Origin of the sequence: Microcoleus sp. S36b_A4 (assembly GCF_036700645.1) — a bacterium.
Taxonomy (GTDB): domain Bacteria; phylum Cyanobacteriota; class Cyanobacteriia; order Cyanobacteriales; family Microcoleaceae; genus Microcoleus.
The window spans coordinates 54,218-75,487 of the sequence record NZ_JAUBPI010000015.1 but is presented as its reverse complement, the minus strand read 5'-3'; the positions used below and the strand labels follow the sequence as shown (position 1 = coordinate 75,487).

The following is a 21,270-nucleotide window of genomic DNA, read 5'->3' as shown; positions in this document are numbered from 1 at the left end:
TAGCCTAAATTTTATACTTTCTTTATACGGCACAAATTTTTTTGCTATTATTTGGATAAATTATCCGATCGCAACAGTTAATTTTAATCAAAGATTACTTCTATTGGCTAATTGTCAATTGTGAGTTATTGAGCTGATACCATTTCTTAAAATATCTCCTAGTGGGGATACGGCCATGCCCAAAGCGTGTGAACTTAAGCCTAAAAACTTTTGTATCTTTCGTTGCTCGCCCAGTTTATATCCCCCTAAATCCCCCTTAAGAAGGGGGACTTTGAGAGAATACTCTTGTTCCCCCCTTATCAAGGGGGGTTAGGGGGGATCTAGACTTCGAGACAAACAAGAGATACAGTCGGTTTGACATTAAGTTGACACTAAATGCCGTGTCCCTACCGATTTAACTGACTCCCGAAACGATCGCAAAACCCAGAACTGCGACAAACACAATCAAGGCATAAAATTGAGCGCGACCGCTCTCAAAGTATTTCAAACCTTCGCCGCTAACCAGGGTGATAAACCCTGTTAAGTTGACGACACCATCGACGACTCGCAAATCCACTTCCATGACTTGCCGCGCTAAACGGCGGCTGCCTTTGACAAAGAGAAAATCGTTGATATCGTCGAGATACCACTTGTTCAGGGAGAACTCGTAAAGCGGTTTGATTTTTTGGGCGATCGCACTTGGGTCAATTTTACGGCTCAAATACATCAGAGAAGCCAAAGTAATGCCCAGCAAAGCAATACCTACAGAGCTTCCACCCATAATCAAAAATTCCGTCAAATTGAACTCAGCAGCGTGTTCCAAAACTTCTTCGAGAGACTCGCCAGGAGCGCGAACAAACTGCTCGAAATAATTGGCAAACGGCGTACCGAGAAAACCGATAAACACAGAAGGTACTGCCAGCAACACTAGCGGCAGAGCCATTGTCAGAGGAGATTCGTGAGGCAAATGGTCGTGCTCATCGTGACTGTCGTCAGTTGAGGCCAATTCCTTAACGTTCATCGCTCCCGGGCCAAAAACAAGACCGGGTTGCAAGAGTTGCCGCTTGATGGCGCTGTCATTTCCTCGGAATTCGCCCTCAAAGGTGCTGAAATACATCCGGAACATATAAAACGCGGTCATCCCCGCCGTCAACCAGCTAACAGCCCACAAAGCGGGATTTGCTGCGAAGGCGCTGGCGAGGATTTCGTCTTTTGACCAAAAACCAGCAAACGGCGGAATTCCGCAGATTGCCAAATTACCGATTAAAAAGCAAGAAGCGGTAATCGGCATATATTTCCGCAAGCCGCCCATGACTCGCATATCTTGCGCGAGTGCGGGGTTGTGGCCTACAACTGCTTCCATACCGTGAATGACTGAACCTGAACACAGGAACAGCATTGCTTTGAAATAAGCGTGGGTCATCAAGTGGAAAAGTCCGGCACTGTAAGCGCCGACGCCCATTGCCATCACCATGTAGCCGAGTTGGGAGATGGTGGAGTAGGCGAGGCCTTTTTTGATGTCATTTTGGGTAATCGCGATCGAAGCACCCATAAATGCCGTAAAACAGCCGGTGCAGGCGATCAAATTCATGACTGCCGGCAGCCCTTCAAACACCGGGTACATCCGAGCAATCAGGAATACGCCCGCGGCTACCATTGTCGCGGCGTGGATTAAGGCAGAAATCGGTGTCGGGCCTTCCATTGCGTCTGGGAGCCAGACGTGGAGGGGGAATTGAGCGGATTTGGCTGCTGGGCCCAAAAATATCAGGACGCCGAAGATTGTCGCCAGAGTCGCCGAAAGAGCACCGGATTCGACTAAGGAGTGCAGGCGTTCGCCCATCACCTCAAATTCAAAGCTGCCGGTGGCCCAGTAAATGCCGAGGATGCCCAGCAGCAGGCCGAAGTCGCCGACGCGGTTGGTGACAAAAGCTTTTTGGCAAGCGTCAGCAGCGGGTTTGCGATCGTACCAAAATCCGACTAGCAGGTACGAACACATACCTACAAGTTCCCAGAAAATGTAAATCTGAACGATGTTCGGGCTGATTACCAGACCCAACATCGAGGCGCTGAAGATGCTCAGGTAGGCGTAAAAGCGCACGTACCCGTCGTCGTGAGCCATGTAGCCGTCGGTGTAAATCATCACCAAAAAGGCGACCGTAGTGACGATCGCCAGCATCACCGACGTTAGGGGGTCGATAATATAGCCCATATTCAGCGAGAAGTCGCCAGCAGAAGCCCACTGAATACTGCGGGTGTAGGGTGCGTGGCCCTGTAGTTGACTCCACAGCAATGCGAAGGAGAGTACCATTGACCCGCCGAGTGCGGAGACGATTAATATCGCATTCGCTTGTCGGAGCTTGTTGGTTGCCTGGTTAAAGGTGATTAAGCCTAGACCTACTAGCATTGCGCCTGCCAGTGGCAGGACTGGAATCAGCCAAGCATATTGATAAAGCAGTTCCATGACTGATAGGTAGTTTAAAGTTTCTACTAGATATTGCCAAAACTGTAAACAATTGTGACACACGCCTGCGCCACTGGGCCAAAATACTTGATCCAATTCTTTAAGTATTGCTATACCTGAGTGCAATCGCGAGCAAGACGATCGCACTACTTTTTTCATCGCCAGCGAGACGATCGCACCCTACTCCGAAAATTATTATTCCTGTGGCAAGGGAAACTATAGGACAAATCTCACAGTCCTGTGCGTTCAAGACTGCGAGATTTATTTTGGTGTCCGATGGTTGATTGACAAATGGGGAATGCCTTCTGCTTCCGACATAAAAGCCGAATGCCTTCTACACAAGAGCCGAATGCCTTGGAACCATTACCGGTTGGCTACTTCCTGAAGTTGCAGCCGTTGAGATGGGGAAGCTACGTGAGCCGCCAGCATCCAGGAATCCAGAGTCCGCCGCAGTTCCTCGCGTCCTTTGTAGTCTTCCAATCTAAATCGAACTTTATCGCCCTCAAACAAAATCAGCGTCGGCAGACTTGTCAGCCGATAAGTGTGGGCCAACTTGAAACATTGATCGGCATTCACCCCTACTAGCTTGACTTTTTCTGCCCACTGTGCCTCAAAAGTCTTAAGCGTGGGGTCGATCGCGCGGCACAAACCGCACCAAGGAGCCGAAAAGTGAACTAAAACGGGGGTAGAGGCTTGAAACACCTCTTGTGCAAAAGTGCGTTCGCTAACCGACAACACCATGAGCCCTCAAAATTTAATAATTTTTTTTCTATCCTAGGGATCATGCTACCAGTATATGTTCCTAGTGACACGCATCAAAAAAGGATGAATTTCCCACAGCAGGCCCGTAAAAATGACTACACCTAGATAGGAAGGGCGCAGAAACTCTAGCAAATCAAGGGTTTGACGCTTTTGCAGGATTGCCAAAAAAGGAATAATTGAGGTTCGAGATTTGATGGTTTCAAAGGAATCCCCAAAACGAGCCTGAAGCCGCCTGTCGCCGTGCCACACTCCGAACAGGTGGTGAAGTACCAAACCGATGGAAGTGACGAGGGTAAAGCTAGTGCCAATCCACAGGGTGTGGGCCACGCACCAAATCAGTTGTCCCACCATTTGCGGGTGACGGGTGATGCGAATGATGCCAGTTTCGTAGAGGTGAACTTGGGGTTTTTGGACGGCGGCAATTTCTAGGAGGTTGAAAGTTGCTGGGTACAGAAACAGAAAGGAAATTGCCGAAAGTATCCAAACTGCCGGTTTAACTCCGGGGACGCCCTGTACTTGCCAAAGCTGCACGCCGTCGTAGCGGTGGTTGAAAAAGTAGACAATCAGAATGACGGCTAGCGGCAAACTGACAAGGGCAAACAAAACGCGGTAAAGTCTCGGCCCGATCAGCTTTTCACCTTTGGGCCGGAGGGCTGCTAAACCGCTGTGGGCGATCGCAAAAACCAGTAACAGGCCCAGAATAACTAAGTGGGAGTCAAGCGCCAAGTCGATCGTCATTGCAAATATTAAGAAAAGTTATTGATTCTCGGCCAATTTGTGTCACAAAGTATCTATGGGAGCATTCAGCGGTTATCAGTCAGTTAACTGTTCACTGTTCGCTGTTGACTGTTCGCTGTTCGCTGTTGACTGTTCGCTGTTGACTGTTCGCTGTTTGCTGTTCGCTGCCTACAGTCAACCGTCAACTGACAACTGACAACTGACAACTGACAACTGACAATTTAGATATATGTCTGACCTTCCTTTCACTTTAGACCAGTTACGCATTCTCAAGGCGATCGCCTCTGAAGGAAGCTTCAAACGCGCGGCGGACAGCCTCTATGTATCCCAGCCAGCAGTTAGCTTGCAGGTGCAAAACTTAGAGAGACAATTGGACGTGCCGCTGTTTGACCGGGGGGGGCGGCGGGCGCAACTGACCGAAGCCGGACACCTGCTGCTGAGTTACGGCGAGAAAATTTTATCGCTTTGCCAGGAAACTTGTCGAGCTCTGGAAGACTTGCAAAATCTCCAAGGGGGTACTTTGATCGTCGGCGCTTCTCAAACAACGGGAACCTATTTGCTGCCCCGGATGATTGGGATGTTTCGCCAAAAGTACCCGGATGTAGCGGTACAACTTCACGTTCATTCGACCCGCCGCACGGCGTGGAGTGTGGCCAACGGGCAAATCGATTTGGCAATTGTTGGCGGAGAGATTCCTACCGAACTTGTAGAAGCTTTAGAAATTGTTCCTTACGCTGAGGACGAACTGGCTCTGATTCTCCCTCCATCTCATCCGATGGTACAACAAGAAACTATCCAAAAAGAAGACCTTTACAAATTGCAGTTTATATCCCTCGATTCGCAGTCTACGATCCGCAAAGTAATCGATCAGGTACTGACTCGTTGCGGCATAGACACGCGCCGCTTGAAAATAGAGATGGAACTAAATTCGATCGAAGCCATTAAAAATGCCGTTCAGTCGGGGCTGGGAGCTGCTTTTGTCTCGGTTTCGGCGATCGAAAAAGAGTTACTCATGGGCGTCTTGCACAAATCTCAAATGGACGAAGTTTTAGTAACTCGCATTTTGTCGCTGATTTACAACCCCAACCGCTACCGGTCTAAAGCAGCAGAGGCTTTCAGCAATGAAATTTTGCCCCAGTTTGCTACTTATTCGACCATCCTGGAGAAGAAAGAGCCTCCGGCGCTCGATTTGGGATTCATAGAAATAGGAACTCCCAACTCGGCGGGAAGTTAATCTCTTAGGTCGCTGGCAGTTAGCAGTTCGCGGTTAGTTGAGAAATCGAAATCTGATTTAACAATCACTTTTTCTTCCCTCTTCCCTCTTCCTTTTTCCCTCTTCCTTCTTCCCTCTTCCCTCTTCTTAGCAAACCAAAATGGAAGTTTACTGCACCCGACCGGGCTGCCCGCGCCCTCAAAACTATTTTCCCGACCTCGATGACAGTTCGCTGCTGAAAACCGTGCAGCAAAAGTTTTGCACGACTTGCGGGATGCCCCTAATTTTGGGCGGGCGCTATTTGCCCGTCAGGTTGTTGGGTCAAGGGGGTTTTGGGGCGGCATTTTTGGCCAGAGACCGCTATACTCCGGCGATGCGGCAGTGCGTTGCTAAACTTTTGCAGCCGTCGGTAAGTCTGACTCCGCCCCAGCTAAAAATCGCTCAAACTCTGTTTGAACGGGAAGCGGCGGTGCTAGAAGAACTGGGAAACGAACATTCCCAAATTCCGAGTTTGCTGGCTTTTTTTGAGCTGACTGTTATGAGTTTGCAGCCGGGAAAAAACGATCAGTTTTTCTATCTGGTTCAAGAATTTATAGACGGTCAAAATTTGGAGGATGAACTAGCTGTTAAAGGCAAGTTTTCGGAGGCGAAAACGGTGGAGGTGCTGCGGGAAATTTTGAAGGTTCTCGATTTTGTACACTATCGCGGTTCGATTCACCGAGATATTAAACCTGCTAATATTATGCGGGGTAAAAACGGTCGGCTTTATTTATTAGATTTTGGGGCGGTTAAACAAGTAACACAAAGTGTGGGAAGTGTAAAAGCTTCGACTGGTATTTATTCTTTGGGTTACGCTCCGCCAGAACAGATGAGCGGGCAAGAAGTTTATCCGGCAACGGATTTGTATGCTTTGGCTGTGACTTGTATTACTTTGCTGAGTGGTTTGCAGCCGACGGAGCTTTTTGATAGTTATAGAAATGAGTGGAATTGGCAGTCGCGGGTGCAGGTAAGTTCGCGTTTGGCTCACGTTCTCGATCGAATGTTATTATCAGCTCCCAGCCAGCGTTTTCAATCTGCGAGGGAGGTGGAAGCAGCTCTGATGTCTGGCCCTCAACAACCTTCTCAACCACCTACAGTCGTGGTGGCACCGCCTCCGATACCTCTTCAACCGACTCTGCCTCCTCCTGTACGGGTTCCTGCAACACCTCCGGGAGGGCTGCAACCTTCGCAGAGAGCGACTTTTTCGATTTGGGAGGTTTTGTCGGGGGCGGCGTTTACGGGTTTTGAGGGAGGGGTGTTGGCGATCGCCCTGACGAGTTTGCTGCCCTCTCCTGGTTTGAGTATCGGATTGTTGGGGATGATTGTGGCGGGTTTGATTTACGGCCAGTATCGCAGGGCGATCGAACAAACTGAGATGTTGATTATTGGTGCAGGTACTGTGGCTTTGCTGTGGTTTTTCCCGGTTTTACAGACGGCGGCTGTTGCGATTTATCCGAATTCTCCGCTCACTGGCGTGTTATTTGTGGGATGGTTGGGTGCTTTGGGTGCGATCGCTGGCACAGCTATTTTTCGATTGATTTATAAGTTACTTTCAAACGTTTTTTAATGTAATAGTCATCTGCAGAAAAGCCTGTTTTGAACAGGCAAGATGCCTGTTCCACAATAATTATGGGAGATGTCTAATTTAAAATGCACACTCAGAAATCTATCTACCCTAATTGGGTGATTGCTTGGGGCCCAGAAGCCCGATCGCACCCTGCAACTTGGGAAACGTCCGGTTTTGCCATAATCGGAGCTGAACCCACCTTCAGCCCCAATCAGCGATTTGTGCTGATAGGTGACTGCTGCTTCGATCGCACTCCCATGCTCAAACAACAGATTGACACAGATGGATTGACCGATTTGGCGATCGTCGGGCGGCTATGGGAACAGTACGGTACTAAAACACTGAGCTTACTGGAAGGACAATTTGCCCTTGCAGTGTGGGATAGAGACGAGCAAACCTTGTGTCTGGGGCGCGATCGCGTCGGAGCCAAAACCCTCTATTACACCCGTACAGGAACGACTCGCTGGATTGCGCCCCGACTGCGATCGCTCAATCCGTATCACGATCGAGAACTTGATTTAGTTGCTTTGCGCGACTACTTGTGTTGTGCCTTTGTACCCGGAGCACAAACGCTGTGGGAAGCGGTGCGAGAGTTGCGACCCGGTAGCTACCTGTACTTACCGGATATTGAGGCGCAGAGATACTGGCAGCCACAGGAGCAAATTACTAACGCCGATCGCCCTTTGGAATGGCATAGTCAACAAGTGCGATCGCTTTTGGAACAACTGGTGCAGGAAGCGCTACCAGCGGGCGAACCAGTAGCAGCATACCTTTCGGGCGGGATTGATTCAAGTTGCGTCACGGCGATCGCCACAAGGCTGCATGATCGTCCGGTACACACTTTTTCGATGCACTTTGGCGCTCAATATCCCAGCGAGATTGAATTTGCCAACATCGTTGCGGCACATTGTGGCACTGAGCACCACATTTTGGAAGTTTCGCCGCAGCAAATTTGGGAGTTGCTGCCGGAAACGCTGGCGGCGATGGATGATCCGGTGGGGGAAGGCTTGACAGTGCCAAATTTTCTGCTGGGGCGATCGGCAAAGCAATTCGCAGACGTGGTACTGAATGGCGAAGGTGGCGATCCGTGCTTTGGCGGGCCGAAAAATAAGCCGATGCTGCTGAATAGTTTGTACGGTTCTGTTCAGGGTAAACCAGATCCGATCGCAGCTTACTTGACTTCGTTTCAGAAATGCTATGTGGATTTGCCGCGTTTGCTGAAGCCGGAGGTTTGGGAAAAGGTGAAGAATGCGCCTTCCGTCTTTGCTGAGGAATTGCAACAGACAGAAACGACGTTTTTGAATCGGCTGATGCGGCTCAACATTGAGTTTAAGGGAGCCGATTACATTTTGACCAAGGTGAATAATCTCACGGCTGCGGCGGGACTAAAAGCTCGATCGCCTTTGTTTGATTCGCGGATGGTGGCACTGAGTTTGCAAATTCCGCCAGAATATAAGCTTTCGGGCGCGCAGGAAAAAGCGGTTCTCAAGGCTGCTGTGGCGGATTTGCTGCCCGATGTCATTGTCAACCGTCCGAAAAGCGGGATGGTGATGTCGATGCAGCAGTGGTTTTTGAGGGATTGGCAGCGGCAAGCGCGATCGTTGTTGCTGAATCGTCATGCGGCGATCGCGCCTTACCTCGATCGAACACTAATCCGCGAGTGGCTAAACTATCGTGGGGAAGTTTTTCCCCGCTATGGGCTGAAGTTGTGGCTGCTGGTGACGCTGGAAATTTGGTTACAAGTAAATCGCCGTTAGTTACCCCCAATTAGGGTACGGGGCCGTGCCTTTCGTCGTGTCAACTTCAGCAGTTGACCTTCAAATTTATCGATCGACAGCGGCATTTTTCCTATACGGTTTTCGCTCTTGTTTATAGAACCGAATTAAACCGCAGAGGGCGCAGAGGATACAGAGAAACGGAAGAGACAGATGAATCATTCCGATGCCAACGGATTTGATAGAAAATAAAGATTTACCTTGGTCGTTGAATTAGCCAGAAGTCTCTCAAAATTATTAACCAGGATTTTGCACCTTTCTCTCCAAGAATTTCATATCATTTCCGATCGATTAACCATAATATCCCGGTCGGGGCGGGTTTTTGAGATTGTGAATTATTGGCTGGTATTCTTGGTGAACTCGCCCTACCTACAAAAATCGTGGTTCCTCGACCGGACATGATATCAGTTGTCAATTTCTTATTTAACAATCCGTATTTTTAGCCCCCAATTTCAAGCACTATTTTACCAGTTACTGAGCCTGTTTCTAACAGTTCGTGAGCGGCTTGCGCTTCTTCGAGAGGGAAAGTTTTGCTGACGTGAATTTTTAGCAAGTTGCGATCGCACAAACGAGCACACTTCTGCAAAATATGAGCCTGCTGTTCCTGTTCCTCCACCAAACCTTCCAGCATTGGTGTTAACATTAATTCCAGACTAATTCTCAGATTTCGCATTCTCGCTGTTTTCAAATTTCCCAAAGCTGGATCGGGTTCCAAAATTGTTACCAAATCTCCATAAATTTTCACAGTCGGAATAGTTTGGTAAAAAGTTTCTCCCCCGACTGTATCGAAAGCCAAATCAACTCCTTGTCCTTGAGTCCAAGTCAAAACCTCATCGACAACATTGGTATTTTTGTATAAAATAACTGAATCTGCACCTAGGTGCTTGACAAAATTGGCTTTTTCCTGAGAACTAACAGTCGTGCAAACCTCTGCACCCTGCAACTTCGCCAACTGTACCGCGACGTGGCCGACACCGCCGGCACCAGCTTGAACCAGGACTTTTTGACCGGCTTGCAAGCGCCCTCGATCGTACAGCGATTCCCAAGCTGTAATTAAAACTAACGGTGCCGCCGCCGCCTCAGCAAAACTTAAAGCAGCAGGCTTGAGTGCGAGAAAGCGTTCGTCTACTACGGCAAACTCAGCATAAGTACCCCTCGATCCGCCCAAACCGCCATTGCAGAAAAAAACCTCGTCTCCTACTTGGAAACTTTGCACACCAACACCGACAGCCTCTACGACTCCAGCACCGTCGCACCCCAAAACGTGAGGAGCTTTATCGGGGTAAAAAGTGCCGCGCGATCGCAACTTAGTATCTATCGGATTGATACCCGCCGCTCGCAACCGCACCAAAACTTCAGTTTCTGTTTGTATAGTAGGGGCGGGGATATCTTGCAGTTTCAATACGGACGGGCTTCCGGGGGTTTGAAAAACAATCGCTTTCATCATGGGTGTTACACTAGATCAGATAATCCCTAAACTTTATTGTATATTGCTTAGCAAAGCAACAAAAAAAAAATCGTTTATCCAAAATTTATGATTGTTGTTGAAAGGCATTACATAGATCGTCAGCATCCGTCTTATAAAGAGTTTGATGACTTATCATTTCTGTCCAAAATTTTCTACTATCATGGTAAATGTTTATGATAAAACACTTTTTCAGTTCGGGATATAAAGTTGGTAGCACTAGAATTATCCGACAGTTATTTGCCATCTTAAAACCTAGAGACATATCTCAATCATTCACGGCTAAAATTAGAAATCAAGGTCTCAAAGAAGTTGTTCATGATTGGGAGGATTGCCAAAATTTAAGAATAGCTTATGACCTAGATATACCTCGATTTTCATTCCTACCCAGCATTCCCCAATACCAACATAAAATCTGTACACGTAACTTGTTAAGTTCTGATAACCACTCCCTAGAAAAAAGGGGAATAAACCTCAATAAAGGACTACTTCATTTATCTCAAAGTGACATAATAATTTCTACAAAATTCCAAGATGTCATAAAGGTAAGGGTAGTTTCTGCAACAGCGCTCTACTTTTTTGAGGTTGCTAATCAAAAGCCTGTAACGTTGATGAATTTAAATTACCACCTCAGAGAAGGTATAGATTTAGGGATTGATTACTTCGTCGCTTTGGCATCTAATAAGCCAACATTTACTCCAACTATTTATGATAAAAAACATCTCAAATTAATTACTCAAGCTTTCAATCAGCCCAGAGCATTTTTACTGTCAAAAATAGATCGGAAAAAATCTACCACGCGCCAAATCCAGCAAATCACATTTAATCGAAACAAGCCCTTAGAAAACTACCTTCATCAGACCAGCAGTTTGATTGTCAAGCGGTTGGAGTATGAGAAAATAATCCAGTTAATTATTGGCACAAAGGTTAGGAATAAACCGAATATAAAATTACAAAAAAAGCATCATATTTGTGGCGTCATTCCTCATACAGAGCCCATAAAATTTATTACTTGCAAAACTGAGTTAGTCGGTATCAAGGTAATAGTTACACAAGCATATTATACAAATAAGTGCAGATTTGGGGATTTAGAGCCTGTCGGTAAGCAAGAGTCTTACCAGGGTAAGATCGGTAAACGCGAGTGGTTTCGGTCTTGGAATGAAAGTCGAATTAATTCTGATGTGAAGGCAGCGTTAAATATAATTAGAAAAGTAAACGTAAACTCACCCCCTTAGAGGAGTGCCACAATCGTATATATGTGTTTACAATTTCACCCGTACGGGTTCAGCCTGTACGAAAAAAACCACAAAAAGTTCGGTAATGTCAAGTATTGCCAGGTTTTTTGGGAACTGTTAACTCTCTTGTCGCCTTCACGGCGATCAGACCTTGTATTCGTTACCCATCCGTGACGATACTTAGTTATTTTTAAATAGATTGGCTTCAGATAACTACAACAATTGTCGAGCGGTGCTAATCGATGTTCGATCTAGATTTATTTTTTTACTTTGAGATTCTTGCATATCTTCTGGGATTATTGGCGACTTTAGCCGTGGTGTCCGCGATTTATCTCAAGTGGCACCGAAGGCCTTCCAGGCTACCGCTAGCCAAAGAGCAACGGCAGTTGGCAGACTTAAAGCCGGACGATTTATCTGCAGGATTGAAAATGCCGAAAAACTTTGTGATTTTCCCGAACTCAAATCGGTGGCCGGCAACTGACAGCTTCTTGGGTAAAGTTTTAGGTGTGGGCCGCGCTGTATTCTTGCCCAAGCAACAGCGCCTAACAGTGAATTCTTCGCCTATTGTGGGGCCTGGAAATAGCAAAACCCTAAGTCTGAGCATTTTGGGTTCGATGGGGGAAAATCCCGATCGCCCGAATGCCGAGAATCCTCCCAAAGTTAATGCTTTCGCGCAATTAGAGGAAGATTTGCTGGGCGAAATCCTAGCAGGTACTGATTCGCCGGGGGGAGGAGAATTCTTTGATGCCTTAGTTTGCCACTTAGCCTCAGCACTGGGAGTTCGCACCGCCGTCGCTGCCAAATCGATTAAGTCGAAGCCACGCACCGATGCTGCTGCCGATAGATTGCAAGTTATTAGTTTTTGCAGCGACGGACAGCAGCAGCCAAACTTTGAGTACGACACCGCCAATACTCCCGAAGCGCGGGTGCTGGAGGGGGGAATGTATTCCTGTCCCGACTACCTCTGGGAAACTTTTCCAGAAGACCCCAGACCGGTAGTAACAGGTGCGCGCAGTTTCCTGGGAGTCTTGCTGAAAAACTCTTACGGCGAACCTTTAGGCATTATCTGTATTTTCCACGATCGCCCCCTGGTGGAAGCACATCTTGCCAAATTCCGATTAATTCTCAGCATCTTTGCCGGACGGGCCGCCGCCGAATTAGAGCGGCAGCGCCTAGAAGCAGCACTGTCCACTGTAGAAGCGAAATACTGCGCCCTGGTAGAACAAATGCCTGCTGTCACCTACATTTCTCCCCTCAACCGCACGGCTGCCAAACTTTACATCAGCCCGCAAATCGAGACTTTTCTAGGTTATTCTGTAGCTGAATGGAGAGCCGATCCCGACCTGTGGCTGAAACTCGTTCACCCAGAAGACCGTGACCGCGTGTTAGTTGAAAACGCTACACAGAAATTCACCGATGGAGAAGATATCTTCTGCGAGGGGTCGCTGGTTTCAGAATACCGGGCGATCGCCCGCAACGGTCGAGTAGTCTGGTTCCGCGATCAAGCGACCGCAGTTCGCGATGAAGCAAGCAAATCTGTCATCCTTCAAGGCGCCATGTTTGACATCACAGAGACTAAAGTAGCTGCCAGCGCACTGCTAGAAAGCGAATACCGCTATTACACCTTGGCAAAAATACTGCCGGTCGGGATTTTCCGCGCCGACGCTGCTGGAGATTGCTTGTACGTCAATGAGCGATTTTTGGAGATGGCGGGGCTGACTGCACCAAAGGCACTAGGCGAAGGTTGGGCGCAAAGTTTGCATCCCGAAGACCGCGAGCGTGTTTTAAGCCAGTGGTATCGCGCTGTCATAGACAAGTTGCCCTGTAAGTTAGAGTACCGTTTTTGCAACGGTGACTTCACAACCTGGGTATTTTGGCAAGCAGTGCCAGAAATGACGAAAAGCGGGGAAGTTCTAGGCTATCTCGGCACGTTGACCGATATCACCGATCGCAAGCAGGCAGAATTCGCGCTGCAACAGGCGGAAGAGAAATACCGCAGTATCTTTGAAAATGCGATCGAAGGAATTTTCCAGATAACGCCTGACGGGCGCTACCTCAGCGCTAACCCTGCTTTAGCGAGAATTTACGGCTACTCCTCGGCTGCCGAATTGATCGCGAACATACGCAACATCGACCGCCAACTTTACCTCGATCCCAACCGCCGCGTCGAGTTTTTGCGTGCGATCGAAAAACAAGGTTTTGTGTCTGAGTTCGAGTCTCAAGTTTACCGTGCTGACGGCACTACTATCTGGGTTTCCGAGAACGGCCGGGCAGTTCGCGACCCTGACGGAAATTTACTTTACTACGAAGGCACTGTCGAAGATATTACCCTCCGCAAAATAGCAGAAGATAAGTTGGTACACGATGCTTTGCACGATATGCTAACCGGTTTGCCCAACCGAGCTTTATTTATGGATCGCTTGGGGCACGCGATCAATCTTTCAAAACGCCGCCCCGAAATTTTGTTTGCGGTGCTGTTTATCGATCTTGATCGCTTTAAGGTTGTTAACGACAGTTTGGGGCATTTAGTGGGCGATCGGTTGCTAATCGCGATCGCGCAGCGCCTGGGAATCTGTTTGCGCGCTGGAGATACCGTTGCGCGTCTTGGCGGCGACGAATTCGCTATTTTGCTGGAAAATATCAAAAGCACCGAGGATGCGATCCAGATTGCCGAACGAGTGCAAGCGGAACTGGCAGAGCCTTTTTACCTTAACGAATATCAAGTTTTTACCAGTGCTAGCATTGGGATTGTTTGTTCTGGTTTGCCTCGGTATTCAAGGGAAACCAGCAAACTGTCGAGTCCCGAAAATCTGGGAAATATCGATCGGGAAACTTCTTTGTCTTGCTTATCTTCCGACTCTCCTGTTCCCAATGTCCCGTTCCCAATGTTGTACGATCGACCTGAAGAACTGCTCCGAGATGCAGATGCTGCCATGTATCATGCTAAGGGATTGGGCAAAGCTCGCCACGAAGTTTTTGACTTAAGTATGCACACTCGCGCCGTCGCCCTTTTGCAACTGGAAAACGACCTGCGACGCGCTTTAGACTCCCAGGAATTTCAGCTTTACTATCAGCCTATCGTCTCTCTAGTTACTGGTAGAATCAGCGGTTTTGAAGCGCTGATGCGGTGGTATCACCCGCAGCGGGGTGTCGTATCTCCCGGCGAGTTTATTTTAGTAGCTGAAGAAACTAGATTGATTATACCTATGGGCTGGTGGATGATGCGATCGGCTTGTCATCAGATCCACGAGTGGCACCAAAAATTCCCAGCTAATCCGCCGTTGACTGTCAGCGTCAACCTTTCTAACCAACAATTTAAACAACCGGATTTAATCGATCGCATTCGTGAAATTTTACAAGAAACTCAGCTTGACCCCCGCACTTTAAAGGTAGAAATTACTGAAGGCGTCATCATGGAGAATGCCGAATCAGCAGTCGCTATCCTCGCGGAATTGAAAAATTTAGAAATTCAATTATATATTGACGATTTCGGCACTGGCTATTCTTCTTTGAGCCGCCTGCACACTTTTCCAACTGATGCTTTAAAAATCGATCGAGCTTTTGTCAGCCGCATGACTGAAGATGAAGGAAACGAAGCGATTGTACAGACTATTTTAATTTTAGCCAGTCATTTAGGTATGGATGTAATTGCTGAAGGAATCGAAACCAGCGAACAGCTTAATTTACTTAGAGCTCTGCAATGCGAATACGGACAAGGATACTTTTTCTCAAAGCCGATAGACAGCATCGCAGCCACACTTTTGATAGCAAGTCAACCTAAATGGTAATTTGACTGTTGACTGTTGGCTGTTGGCTGTTGACTGTTGACTGTTGACTGTTAACCTTTGGCTTTTTGTTTTAGTGAGTTAAGATAAGCATTAAGTTTTGGTGAAAGTTCATTTAATAAGGGATGCAGGCGATCGCTCTGTTCTTGGGTTAAAAGATTTCGAGCGTAGGCAAGTCTTAACCAGTGTCTTGTTTCGTTTAAGGAGCCTCTGGCAATTTTAACAAAACGCTGATTATCTTGGCAGCTATAGCGTCCATGTCCTTCTACAATATTAGCACCAACACTATCAGCAGATCGCACTATTTGTTTGCCCATCGTATCCTTCGTAAACTCGTCCCATTTTTTAACAATAAACCATATTTCGTTTGATATTTTTTCAGCTAATTGATAAACTTGTAGCTGTTGAAAGCTTTCCATATTAGCTCCTTTAACATAGTTGATGGCAAACCGTCAACTGCCAACAGTCAACAGTCAACCGTCAACAGTCAACCGTCAACAGTCAACAGTCAACAGTCAACCGTCAACTTCCTTAAACTTTCGCTTCCAAAGACTTGAGAAACTCAGTATTTACCCCCGACTCGCGCGTCAGGGCAATTTTCCCAGTACGAGCAATTTCCTTAATCCCAAATCTATTCAGAACCTGGACGATCGCCACCATTTTACCGGGATCTCCCACAACTTCCAATGTCAGCGTATCATCACCAATATCCACCACTCGCGCTCTAAAAATTTGAGCTAACTCAATGATCTCCGATCGCGCCCCGCTAGCAGCATTAACTTTCAGCAACATCAACTCCCGTTCCACACAGGGAATTTCCGTTATATCCTGAACTTTAAGCACGTTAATCAACTTGTACAGTTGCTTTGTCAACTGTTCGATAATTTGGTCATCTCCGGGTACAACCATCGTAATCCGAGACACTCCACCTTGTTCCGCCGGGCCAACGGCCAGACTTTCAATATTAAAACCCCTACGGGCAAATAAACCAGCAATTCGAGTGAGGACACCCGCTTCATCTTCAACTAAAACCGAAAGAGTGTGTTTCATTTCTCCAAAAAGACGCATTTCGTGCAATTCTACTTTCGCTAATTCACCTTTTAGCAGAAGTGCACGCCCATTGAACCTGCCTTAGACATTTTATCGCGAGTTATTGGCCGTTCATCTGCAGGAAAAAACAATATCATTAAGCTGTCGGGGCCAGAGTCACCTCCGATCGACAATATCACTCATAGATCGGCGTAAATCCGCCCCCTCCCGCTTATTGTTGTCGATCGCACGCACATGATCTAAGTAATTGTGTGTACGAACCTACACAATTACTTGATCGAATAAAAAGTTTTCACGTCGGTTGGCCCAGTAGGACTGAAATTTTGAGACCCAATGGGTCTCAAAATTCCTTCACAGAAAAACCCGGTGTTGCAGAGATGGCATCTGGCGGCGGACTTGTTCTAGTCGATCGGGATTAATTTCTGCAATTGCCACACCCGGTTCGTCTCCAGCATCCGCCAAAACTACACCCCAAGGGTCTACAATCATCGCGTGACCGTGAGTTTGACGGCGACCGTAGTGACGGCCAGTTTGTGCGGGGGCAATCATATAACAAGTATTCTCGATCGCCCTAGCTTGCAACAAAACCTTCCAGTGATCCTTGCCAGTGTAAGCAGTAAACGCCGCCGGCACGAACAAAATATCAGCCCCCTTGTACGACAAATGCCTGTACACTTCCGGGAACCGCACGTCATAGCACACCGAAAGTCCCAGCGTCCCCAACTCCGGCGACACATAAACCGGCGGCAAATCTTCACCAGCTTTCACAGTGTTCGATTCCCTGTAAGTAATACCGTCTGGCACATTCACATCGAACAAATGTACTTTTCTGTACCTTGCCACTTCAGTGCCGTTTGGGTCTACCAGCAAACAAGTATTGTATACCTTCCCTCCCTCCGTCGGCACTGGAAATCCGCCGCCCAGAATCGTTACCTGGAATCGCTGGGCCATCGTTTTGAGGAATTTTTCGCTTTGGATGCCGATCGCCTCTGAAGAAGCAATCTTTTCCTCCTCTTCTCCCATAAACGAGAAATTTTCTGGTAAGGAAACTAACTCCGCACCCCGACGCACTGCCAGGTCGATTAATTCCTCTGCCTGAACCAAATTTTTTTGCAGGTCAGGCAAGCTAGTCATTTGAATTGCTGCGGCGAGATAAGACTTCATCGATTCACAATATTAGTCATTAGTCATTAATCATTAATCATTAGCCATTAGTCATTAGTCATTGGGAACTAATTTGATAACTAAATAGTTTAGATCCTTGGTTTTCACCCATTTAGGCGCTGGTTTTGTACTCAATGCTCCAGTTTGAGAGTTTTGATATTTGAGCTTTGAAATAACTTGATAAATCACCGCTCCAACTTCAAAACTCTCAACTTTTTTTTCTAGGTTTAGGAACCTAAATCCACTGATTTTTTATGGCATCGGATGGAAAAGCAAGTCTGGGAAAAAACGGTTGAATTCAATTAAAATTCCCGCCGTTATCACCATCCAAGCTGCTGCCAATACTGGTGCGGTCGAAAGATACTTCAGAAAGTATTGCATGAATACTGCTCCTCAAAAGTCGAGACAACTTAAATTATGCGAACCGATTTTAGATTAAGGATTTTAGGCTGGGAATTTGTAAACCAACTAAAATCTAAAATCTAAAATCCCAAATTGCTAGCGCGGCGAAACAGTAATTTCGTCGTCCTTCGCAAACATTTCACCAGTGGTGATTTCTTTGAGAGCTGCTAGAGGCCACAAAAAGCCACTCAGCATCAATGGGACTGCCTTTGGAACATCGATAATAATCTCTTTTTCCTCAGGAGAGCCAGATTTTTTGGCTGCTTGCAGATAAGAACGGCCTACCCAACCAATCCAACCAGCAATATACAAGAACAGCACGCTGGGAATCAAAAAGTCTCCGGCTTTGCTCAAATTGCCGTCTACGATTAAGTGCGGGTATCCTTCCGGGCCGCACATAGCTTGAGAATAGCGATCGAATCTTGCTTTGGCAGATGCGGGGTCGCCATTCGTAGAACGGGCATTTTTAGCCAGTTCCTTGAATTCGGGAGAGTCCTTGCACGGCACTAAATTGTAAGCCGAAGCAACTGGAGCAAAACTGATCCAGACACTCAACACTAAAATTGCAGCAAACAATCGTCGCATGGAATTGTTTCCTTTTGTTACAAAACAATAAGTTTTTGTACAAGCATTTCAACTTGCCGATCTGGAATCCAGATTACCGTGTTTGTTGACAGTGTAAAGTATCCATCATTGATGCGGCAAATCCCAATAGAATGAGGGATTAGCGTTTTCATAGGTCAATGCTGAGCTAGCAATACCGTGAGGATATTCCTTCTTTGCATCCGATGATGGTCTTACCTGTCGATCGGGCAAAAATCCCTTAACAATAACCTGAGTACAGGTAGAGCGGGGGACTTGCGCCGAATTAGTTAAGCTAGCAATAACTAACCTATCAAATAAAATTACCAGTTAATGGCAACCATTTTCGCGATCGAAACAAGTTGTGACGAAACAGCAGCAGCGATTGTTAAGAATCGTCAAGTTTGCAGCAATGTTGTAGCATCACAAATTAAAATCCACGAGCAGTTTGGCGGGGTAGTGCCGGAAGTGGCTTCGCGGAGTCACCTAGAAATGCTCAATCAGGTAATTGCCCAGTGTCTCGGTGAAGCAAACCTGAGTTGGTCAGAAATTGACGGCATTGCAGCGACTTGTGCCCCCGGTTTAGTAGGTGCATTGTTAGTCGGGCTGACAGCGGCGAAAAGCTTGGCAATAGTCCATCAAAAACCTTTTTTAGGCGTCCACCACCTCGAAGGGCACATCTACGCTTCTTACCTTACCGAACCCGACTTGCAGCCACCGTTTTTGTGTTTGTTAGTTTCCGGGGGACATACTAGCTTTATTTATGTCAAAGATTGCGGTGTTTATGAAACAGTAGGACACACACGCGACGACGCCGCTGGCGAAGCTTTTGATAAAGTTGCGAGACTGTTGCAGCTAGGATATCCCGGCGGGCCGCTGATTGACAAATTGGCCGCCCTTGGCAATCCCCAAGCATACCCTCTACCAGAAGGCAGAATTTCCTTGCCTGGTGGTGGCTACCATCCTTACGACAGTAGTTTTAGTGGCTTGAAAACTGCTGTTTTGCAATTAGTACAGAAACTCAAGAAACAAAATAACAATGTGGGTGCCGAAGACCTCTTGCCTGCCTCTACAATTAATGATATTGCGGCCAGCTTTCAGGAAACAGTAGCTAAGGGTTTAACAAAAAGAGCGATCGACTGTGCCGTAAATTTCGGGCTTACCACTATTGTAGTCGGCGGCGGAGTTGCAGCAAACAGCGGACTGCGAAAACACTTACAAGCAGCAGCAGGAAAACACAACTTGCGAGTATTGTTTCCGCCATTAAAATATTGTACGGACAACGCAGCAATGATTGGCTGCGCGGCGGCAGAACACTTGCAGCGAGGACACAAATCGCCGCTAACTTTGGGAGCAAATTCAAGAATGGGTGTCAGCGATATTATGGAACTGTACAAGAGTCATTAGTCAACAGTTAACAGTCAACAGTCAACAGTTAACAGTCAACAGTTAACAGTCAACAGTCAACAGTTAACAGTCAACAGTCAACAGTCAACAGTTAACAGTCAACAGTCAACAGTCCACCAAACGATGAAAATTCGCGATGCAGAAGAAAGCGATTTGCCAGCAATTGTCCAAATATATAACGCAGCAATACCGGGCAGAATGGCCACAGCCGATTTAAAACCAGTCTCAGTCGAAAGCCGCCTTCCGTGGTACAGAGAACACTCTCCCAATTCCTGGCCGATTTGGGTAATGGAATCAGAACAAAATATTGTTGGCTGGCTGAGTTTTCAGATTTTCTACGGACGCGCTGCCTATCAGCATACAGCAGAAGTTAGCATCTACGTTGCACCCGATCGCCAACGCTGCGGAATCGGACAAAATTTATTGCAATCGGCAATTGTGCGGACTCCAGAATTGAAGCTTAAAACTCTCATAGGAATTATTTTTGCTCACAATCAGCCGAGTGTAAAATTGTTTGAGAAATTTGGCTTTCAGCGGTGGGGATATCTGCCACAAGTTGCGGAACTTGACGGCTTTGAAAGAGATGTCGTAATTCTGGGTTTGCGTTGTTAGCTGTAGGGAAACGGCAATGCCCATTGGTGTCAACTTAAGGTCAAACGTAATACCGGTCTGCTGTTTGACGATTAGGCCTCGATCCCCCCTAGCCCCCCTTAAGAAGGGGGGGACAGGAAGCGCTCAAAGTCCCCCTTTTTAAGGGGGATTTAGGGGGATCGAGACTACGGTAGAAGCGAGATTTTCCAGGCTCTGATGTTTGCTCAATCTGCTAAAATTGTAATTTCATCCAAAGATGCGATCGCCACATCCGCATTTTCCAAATGACTAACCTGGGCCTTTCCCCAACAAATCCCGATACAGCCAGCCGCGCCCGCATTTTTACCCATCTGAATATCGCCTGCTGAATCTCCTACCATTAAAGTTGCTGCGGGATTTACTCCGAGTTTCTCACAAGCTTGCAAAAACAATTTCGGATCGGGTTTGTGAACCGTTGAATCCACTCCCATTTCTAACTGAATCCACTCGGCCAATGCGTGGTGTTTCACAAACTTCTGCACAACCTCCGTCGTAGCCGCCGAAAGAATTCCCAGTTTTAAACCCGCTTCCGAAAGATATTTCAGCACTTCCAAACTACCGACAAATAAAGGAGAAACAGCACTATTTTTAAACATTTCGTCAGCTTCGTCAAAAGCGCGGCGCGCAATAGTTAAAGATTCCAGCCATCCTCTGCCGGTTTCGGCGATGTATCCCGCCGCCACAATCTCATTTTCCCTACGACTACCGACTGCTAGCAAGCCTGTGGGGTCGATGCTGCCACCTTCGATGCCGAAAGCCATTTGTAAAGGCTCTCCAACGCCCGGAATTTGAGCGTCTGCGAGGCGCGATCGCTTAATCCCCAACAATCTCAAAAATTCTTGAGAATCCTCTAGAGTGCCGTCTTTGTCAAAGATTACGGCTTGGATATTCGAGAAGGTAATGCCCTGACATTTAATAGTTACCAAGAATTTGAACTCCGTAATTTTTATATTTTTTTGTATAGTCTCATATTGTGGTATTTTTAGCAATTGTTTTTAGCGCAACATAATTCTCTT

The 21,270-nt window shown here is 47.0% G+C and carries 17 protein-coding genes; 7 read left to right on the top strand and 10 right to left on the bottom strand.

All coding sequences use genetic code 11. The features are described from left to right. Positions 1–394: 394 nt before the first annotated feature. From QUA03_RS07180 to QUA03_RS07170, 3 genes are all read right to left on the bottom strand, one after another. Positions 395–2,440, bottom strand: coding sequence for an NAD(P)H-quinone oxidoreductase subunit 5 (locus QUA03_RS07180; protein WP_333210842.1), 2,046 nt, complete (start codon positions 2,438–2,440; stop codon positions 395–397). Between the two features lie 363 nt (positions 2,441–2,803). Then, positions 2,804–3,181, bottom strand: coding sequence for a thioredoxin family protein (locus tag QUA03_RS07175; RefSeq protein ID WP_333135247.1), 378 nt, complete (start codon positions 3,179–3,181; stop codon positions 2,804–2,806). A gap of 45 nt (positions 3,182–3,226) precedes the next feature. Further along, positions 3,227–3,940, bottom strand: a complete 714-nt coding sequence (locus tag QUA03_RS07170) for an NnrU family protein (protein WP_333210840.1) — start codon at positions 3,938–3,940, stop codon at positions 3,227–3,229. A gap of 229 nt (positions 3,941–4,169) precedes the next feature. On the opposite strand from QUA03_RS07170, the gene QUA03_RS07165 reads away from it, so the two are divergent. From QUA03_RS07165 to QUA03_RS07155, 3 genes are all read left to right on the top strand, one after another. Next, entirely contained in the window at positions 4,170–5,174 is a 1,005-nt protein-coding gene (locus QUA03_RS07165) for a LysR family transcriptional regulator (RefSeq protein ID WP_333054398.1), read from the top strand. Positions 5,175–5,313: 139 nt separating this feature from the next. Continuing rightward, the gene (locus QUA03_RS07160) at positions 5,314–6,759 is read left to right on the top strand and encodes a serine/threonine-protein kinase (protein WP_333210838.1); all 1,446 of its coding nucleotides are present in this window, start codon (positions 5,314–5,316) and stop codon (positions 6,757–6,759) included. An 83-nt stretch (positions 6,760–6,842) separates the two neighbouring features. Further along, positions 6,843–8,516 (top strand): asparagine synthase-related protein, encoded by a 1,674-nt coding sequence (locus tag QUA03_RS07155; protein WP_333210836.1) that lies wholly within the window; start codon positions 6,843–6,845, stop codon positions 8,514–8,516. A 457-nt stretch (positions 8,517–8,973) separates the two neighbouring features. Here the strand turns inward: QUA03_RS07155 and QUA03_RS07150 are convergent, their stop codons facing one another. After that, the gene (locus QUA03_RS07150) at positions 8,974–9,978 is read right to left on the bottom strand and encodes a zinc-dependent alcohol dehydrogenase family protein (RefSeq protein WP_333210858.1); all 1,005 of its coding nucleotides are present in this window, start codon (positions 9,976–9,978) and stop codon (positions 8,974–8,976) included. A gap of 197 nt (positions 9,979–10,175) precedes the next feature. Between QUA03_RS07150 and QUA03_RS07145 the strand changes: the two genes are divergently transcribed. Both QUA03_RS07145 and QUA03_RS07140 read left to right on the top strand, forming a co-directional pair. Then, positions 10,176–11,234, top strand: a complete 1,059-nt coding sequence (locus QUA03_RS07145; protein ID WP_333210835.1) for a transposase — start codon at positions 10,176–10,178, stop codon at positions 11,232–11,234. 242 nt (positions 11,235–11,476) lie between these two features. After that, complete coding sequence (locus tag QUA03_RS07140; RefSeq protein WP_333210833.1) at positions 11,477–15,022, top strand: EAL domain-containing protein; 3,546 nt, start codon at positions 11,477–11,479, stop codon at positions 15,020–15,022. Positions 15,023–15,072: 50 nt separating this feature from the next. Here QUA03_RS07140 and QUA03_RS07135 read toward each other — a convergent pair whose 3' ends face one another. The 5 genes from QUA03_RS07135 to QUA03_RS07115 form a co-directional block, all read right to left on the bottom strand. Continuing rightward, positions 15,073–15,438: a four helix bundle protein gene (locus QUA03_RS07135; protein WP_333210831.1), complete on the bottom strand. Its 366-nt coding sequence runs from the start codon at positions 15,436–15,438 to the stop codon at positions 15,073–15,075. Between the two features lie 112 nt (positions 15,439–15,550). Beyond that, positions 15,551–16,069, bottom strand: a complete 519-nt coding sequence (gene ilvN / locus QUA03_RS07130; protein ID WP_333210829.1) for an acetolactate synthase small subunit — start codon at positions 16,067–16,069, stop codon at positions 15,551–15,553. A gap of 351 nt (positions 16,070–16,420) precedes the next feature. Then, positions 16,421–17,233, bottom strand: coding sequence for a carbon-nitrogen hydrolase family protein (locus QUA03_RS07125; RefSeq protein ID WP_333080387.1), 813 nt, complete (start codon positions 17,231–17,233; stop codon positions 16,421–16,423). 252 nt (positions 17,234–17,485) lie between these two features. Beyond that, positions 17,486–17,614, bottom strand: a complete 129-nt coding sequence (psaJ, locus tag QUA03_RS07120) for a photosystem I reaction center subunit IX (RefSeq protein ID WP_015174876.1) — start codon at positions 17,612–17,614, stop codon at positions 17,486–17,488. A 117-nt stretch (positions 17,615–17,731) separates the two neighbouring features. Further along, the gene (locus tag QUA03_RS07115) at positions 17,732–18,220 is read right to left on the bottom strand and encodes a Photosystem I reaction center subunit III (protein WP_333210827.1); all 489 of its coding nucleotides are present in this window, start codon (positions 18,218–18,220) and stop codon (positions 17,732–17,734) included. A 330-nt stretch (positions 18,221–18,550) separates the two neighbouring features. Between QUA03_RS07115 and tsaD the strand changes: the two genes are divergently transcribed. Beyond that, the gene (tsaD, locus tag QUA03_RS07110) at positions 18,551–19,624 is read left to right on the top strand and encodes a tRNA (adenosine(37)-N6)-threonylcarbamoyltransferase complex transferase subunit TsaD (protein WP_333210825.1); all 1,074 of its coding nucleotides are present in this window, start codon (positions 18,551–18,553) and stop codon (positions 19,622–19,624) included. 123 nt (positions 19,625–19,747) lie between these two features. Next, positions 19,748–20,236: an N-acetyltransferase family protein gene (locus QUA03_RS07105; RefSeq protein ID WP_333210823.1), complete on the top strand. Its 489-nt coding sequence runs from the start codon at positions 19,748–19,750 to the stop codon at positions 20,234–20,236. Positions 20,237–20,439: 203 nt separating this feature from the next. Here the strand turns inward: QUA03_RS07105 and QUA03_RS07100 are convergent, their stop codons facing one another. Further along, entirely contained in the window at positions 20,440–21,180 is a 741-nt protein-coding gene (locus QUA03_RS07100; protein WP_333210821.1) for an HAD family hydrolase, read from the bottom strand. Positions 21,181–21,270: the final 90 nt, after the last annotated feature.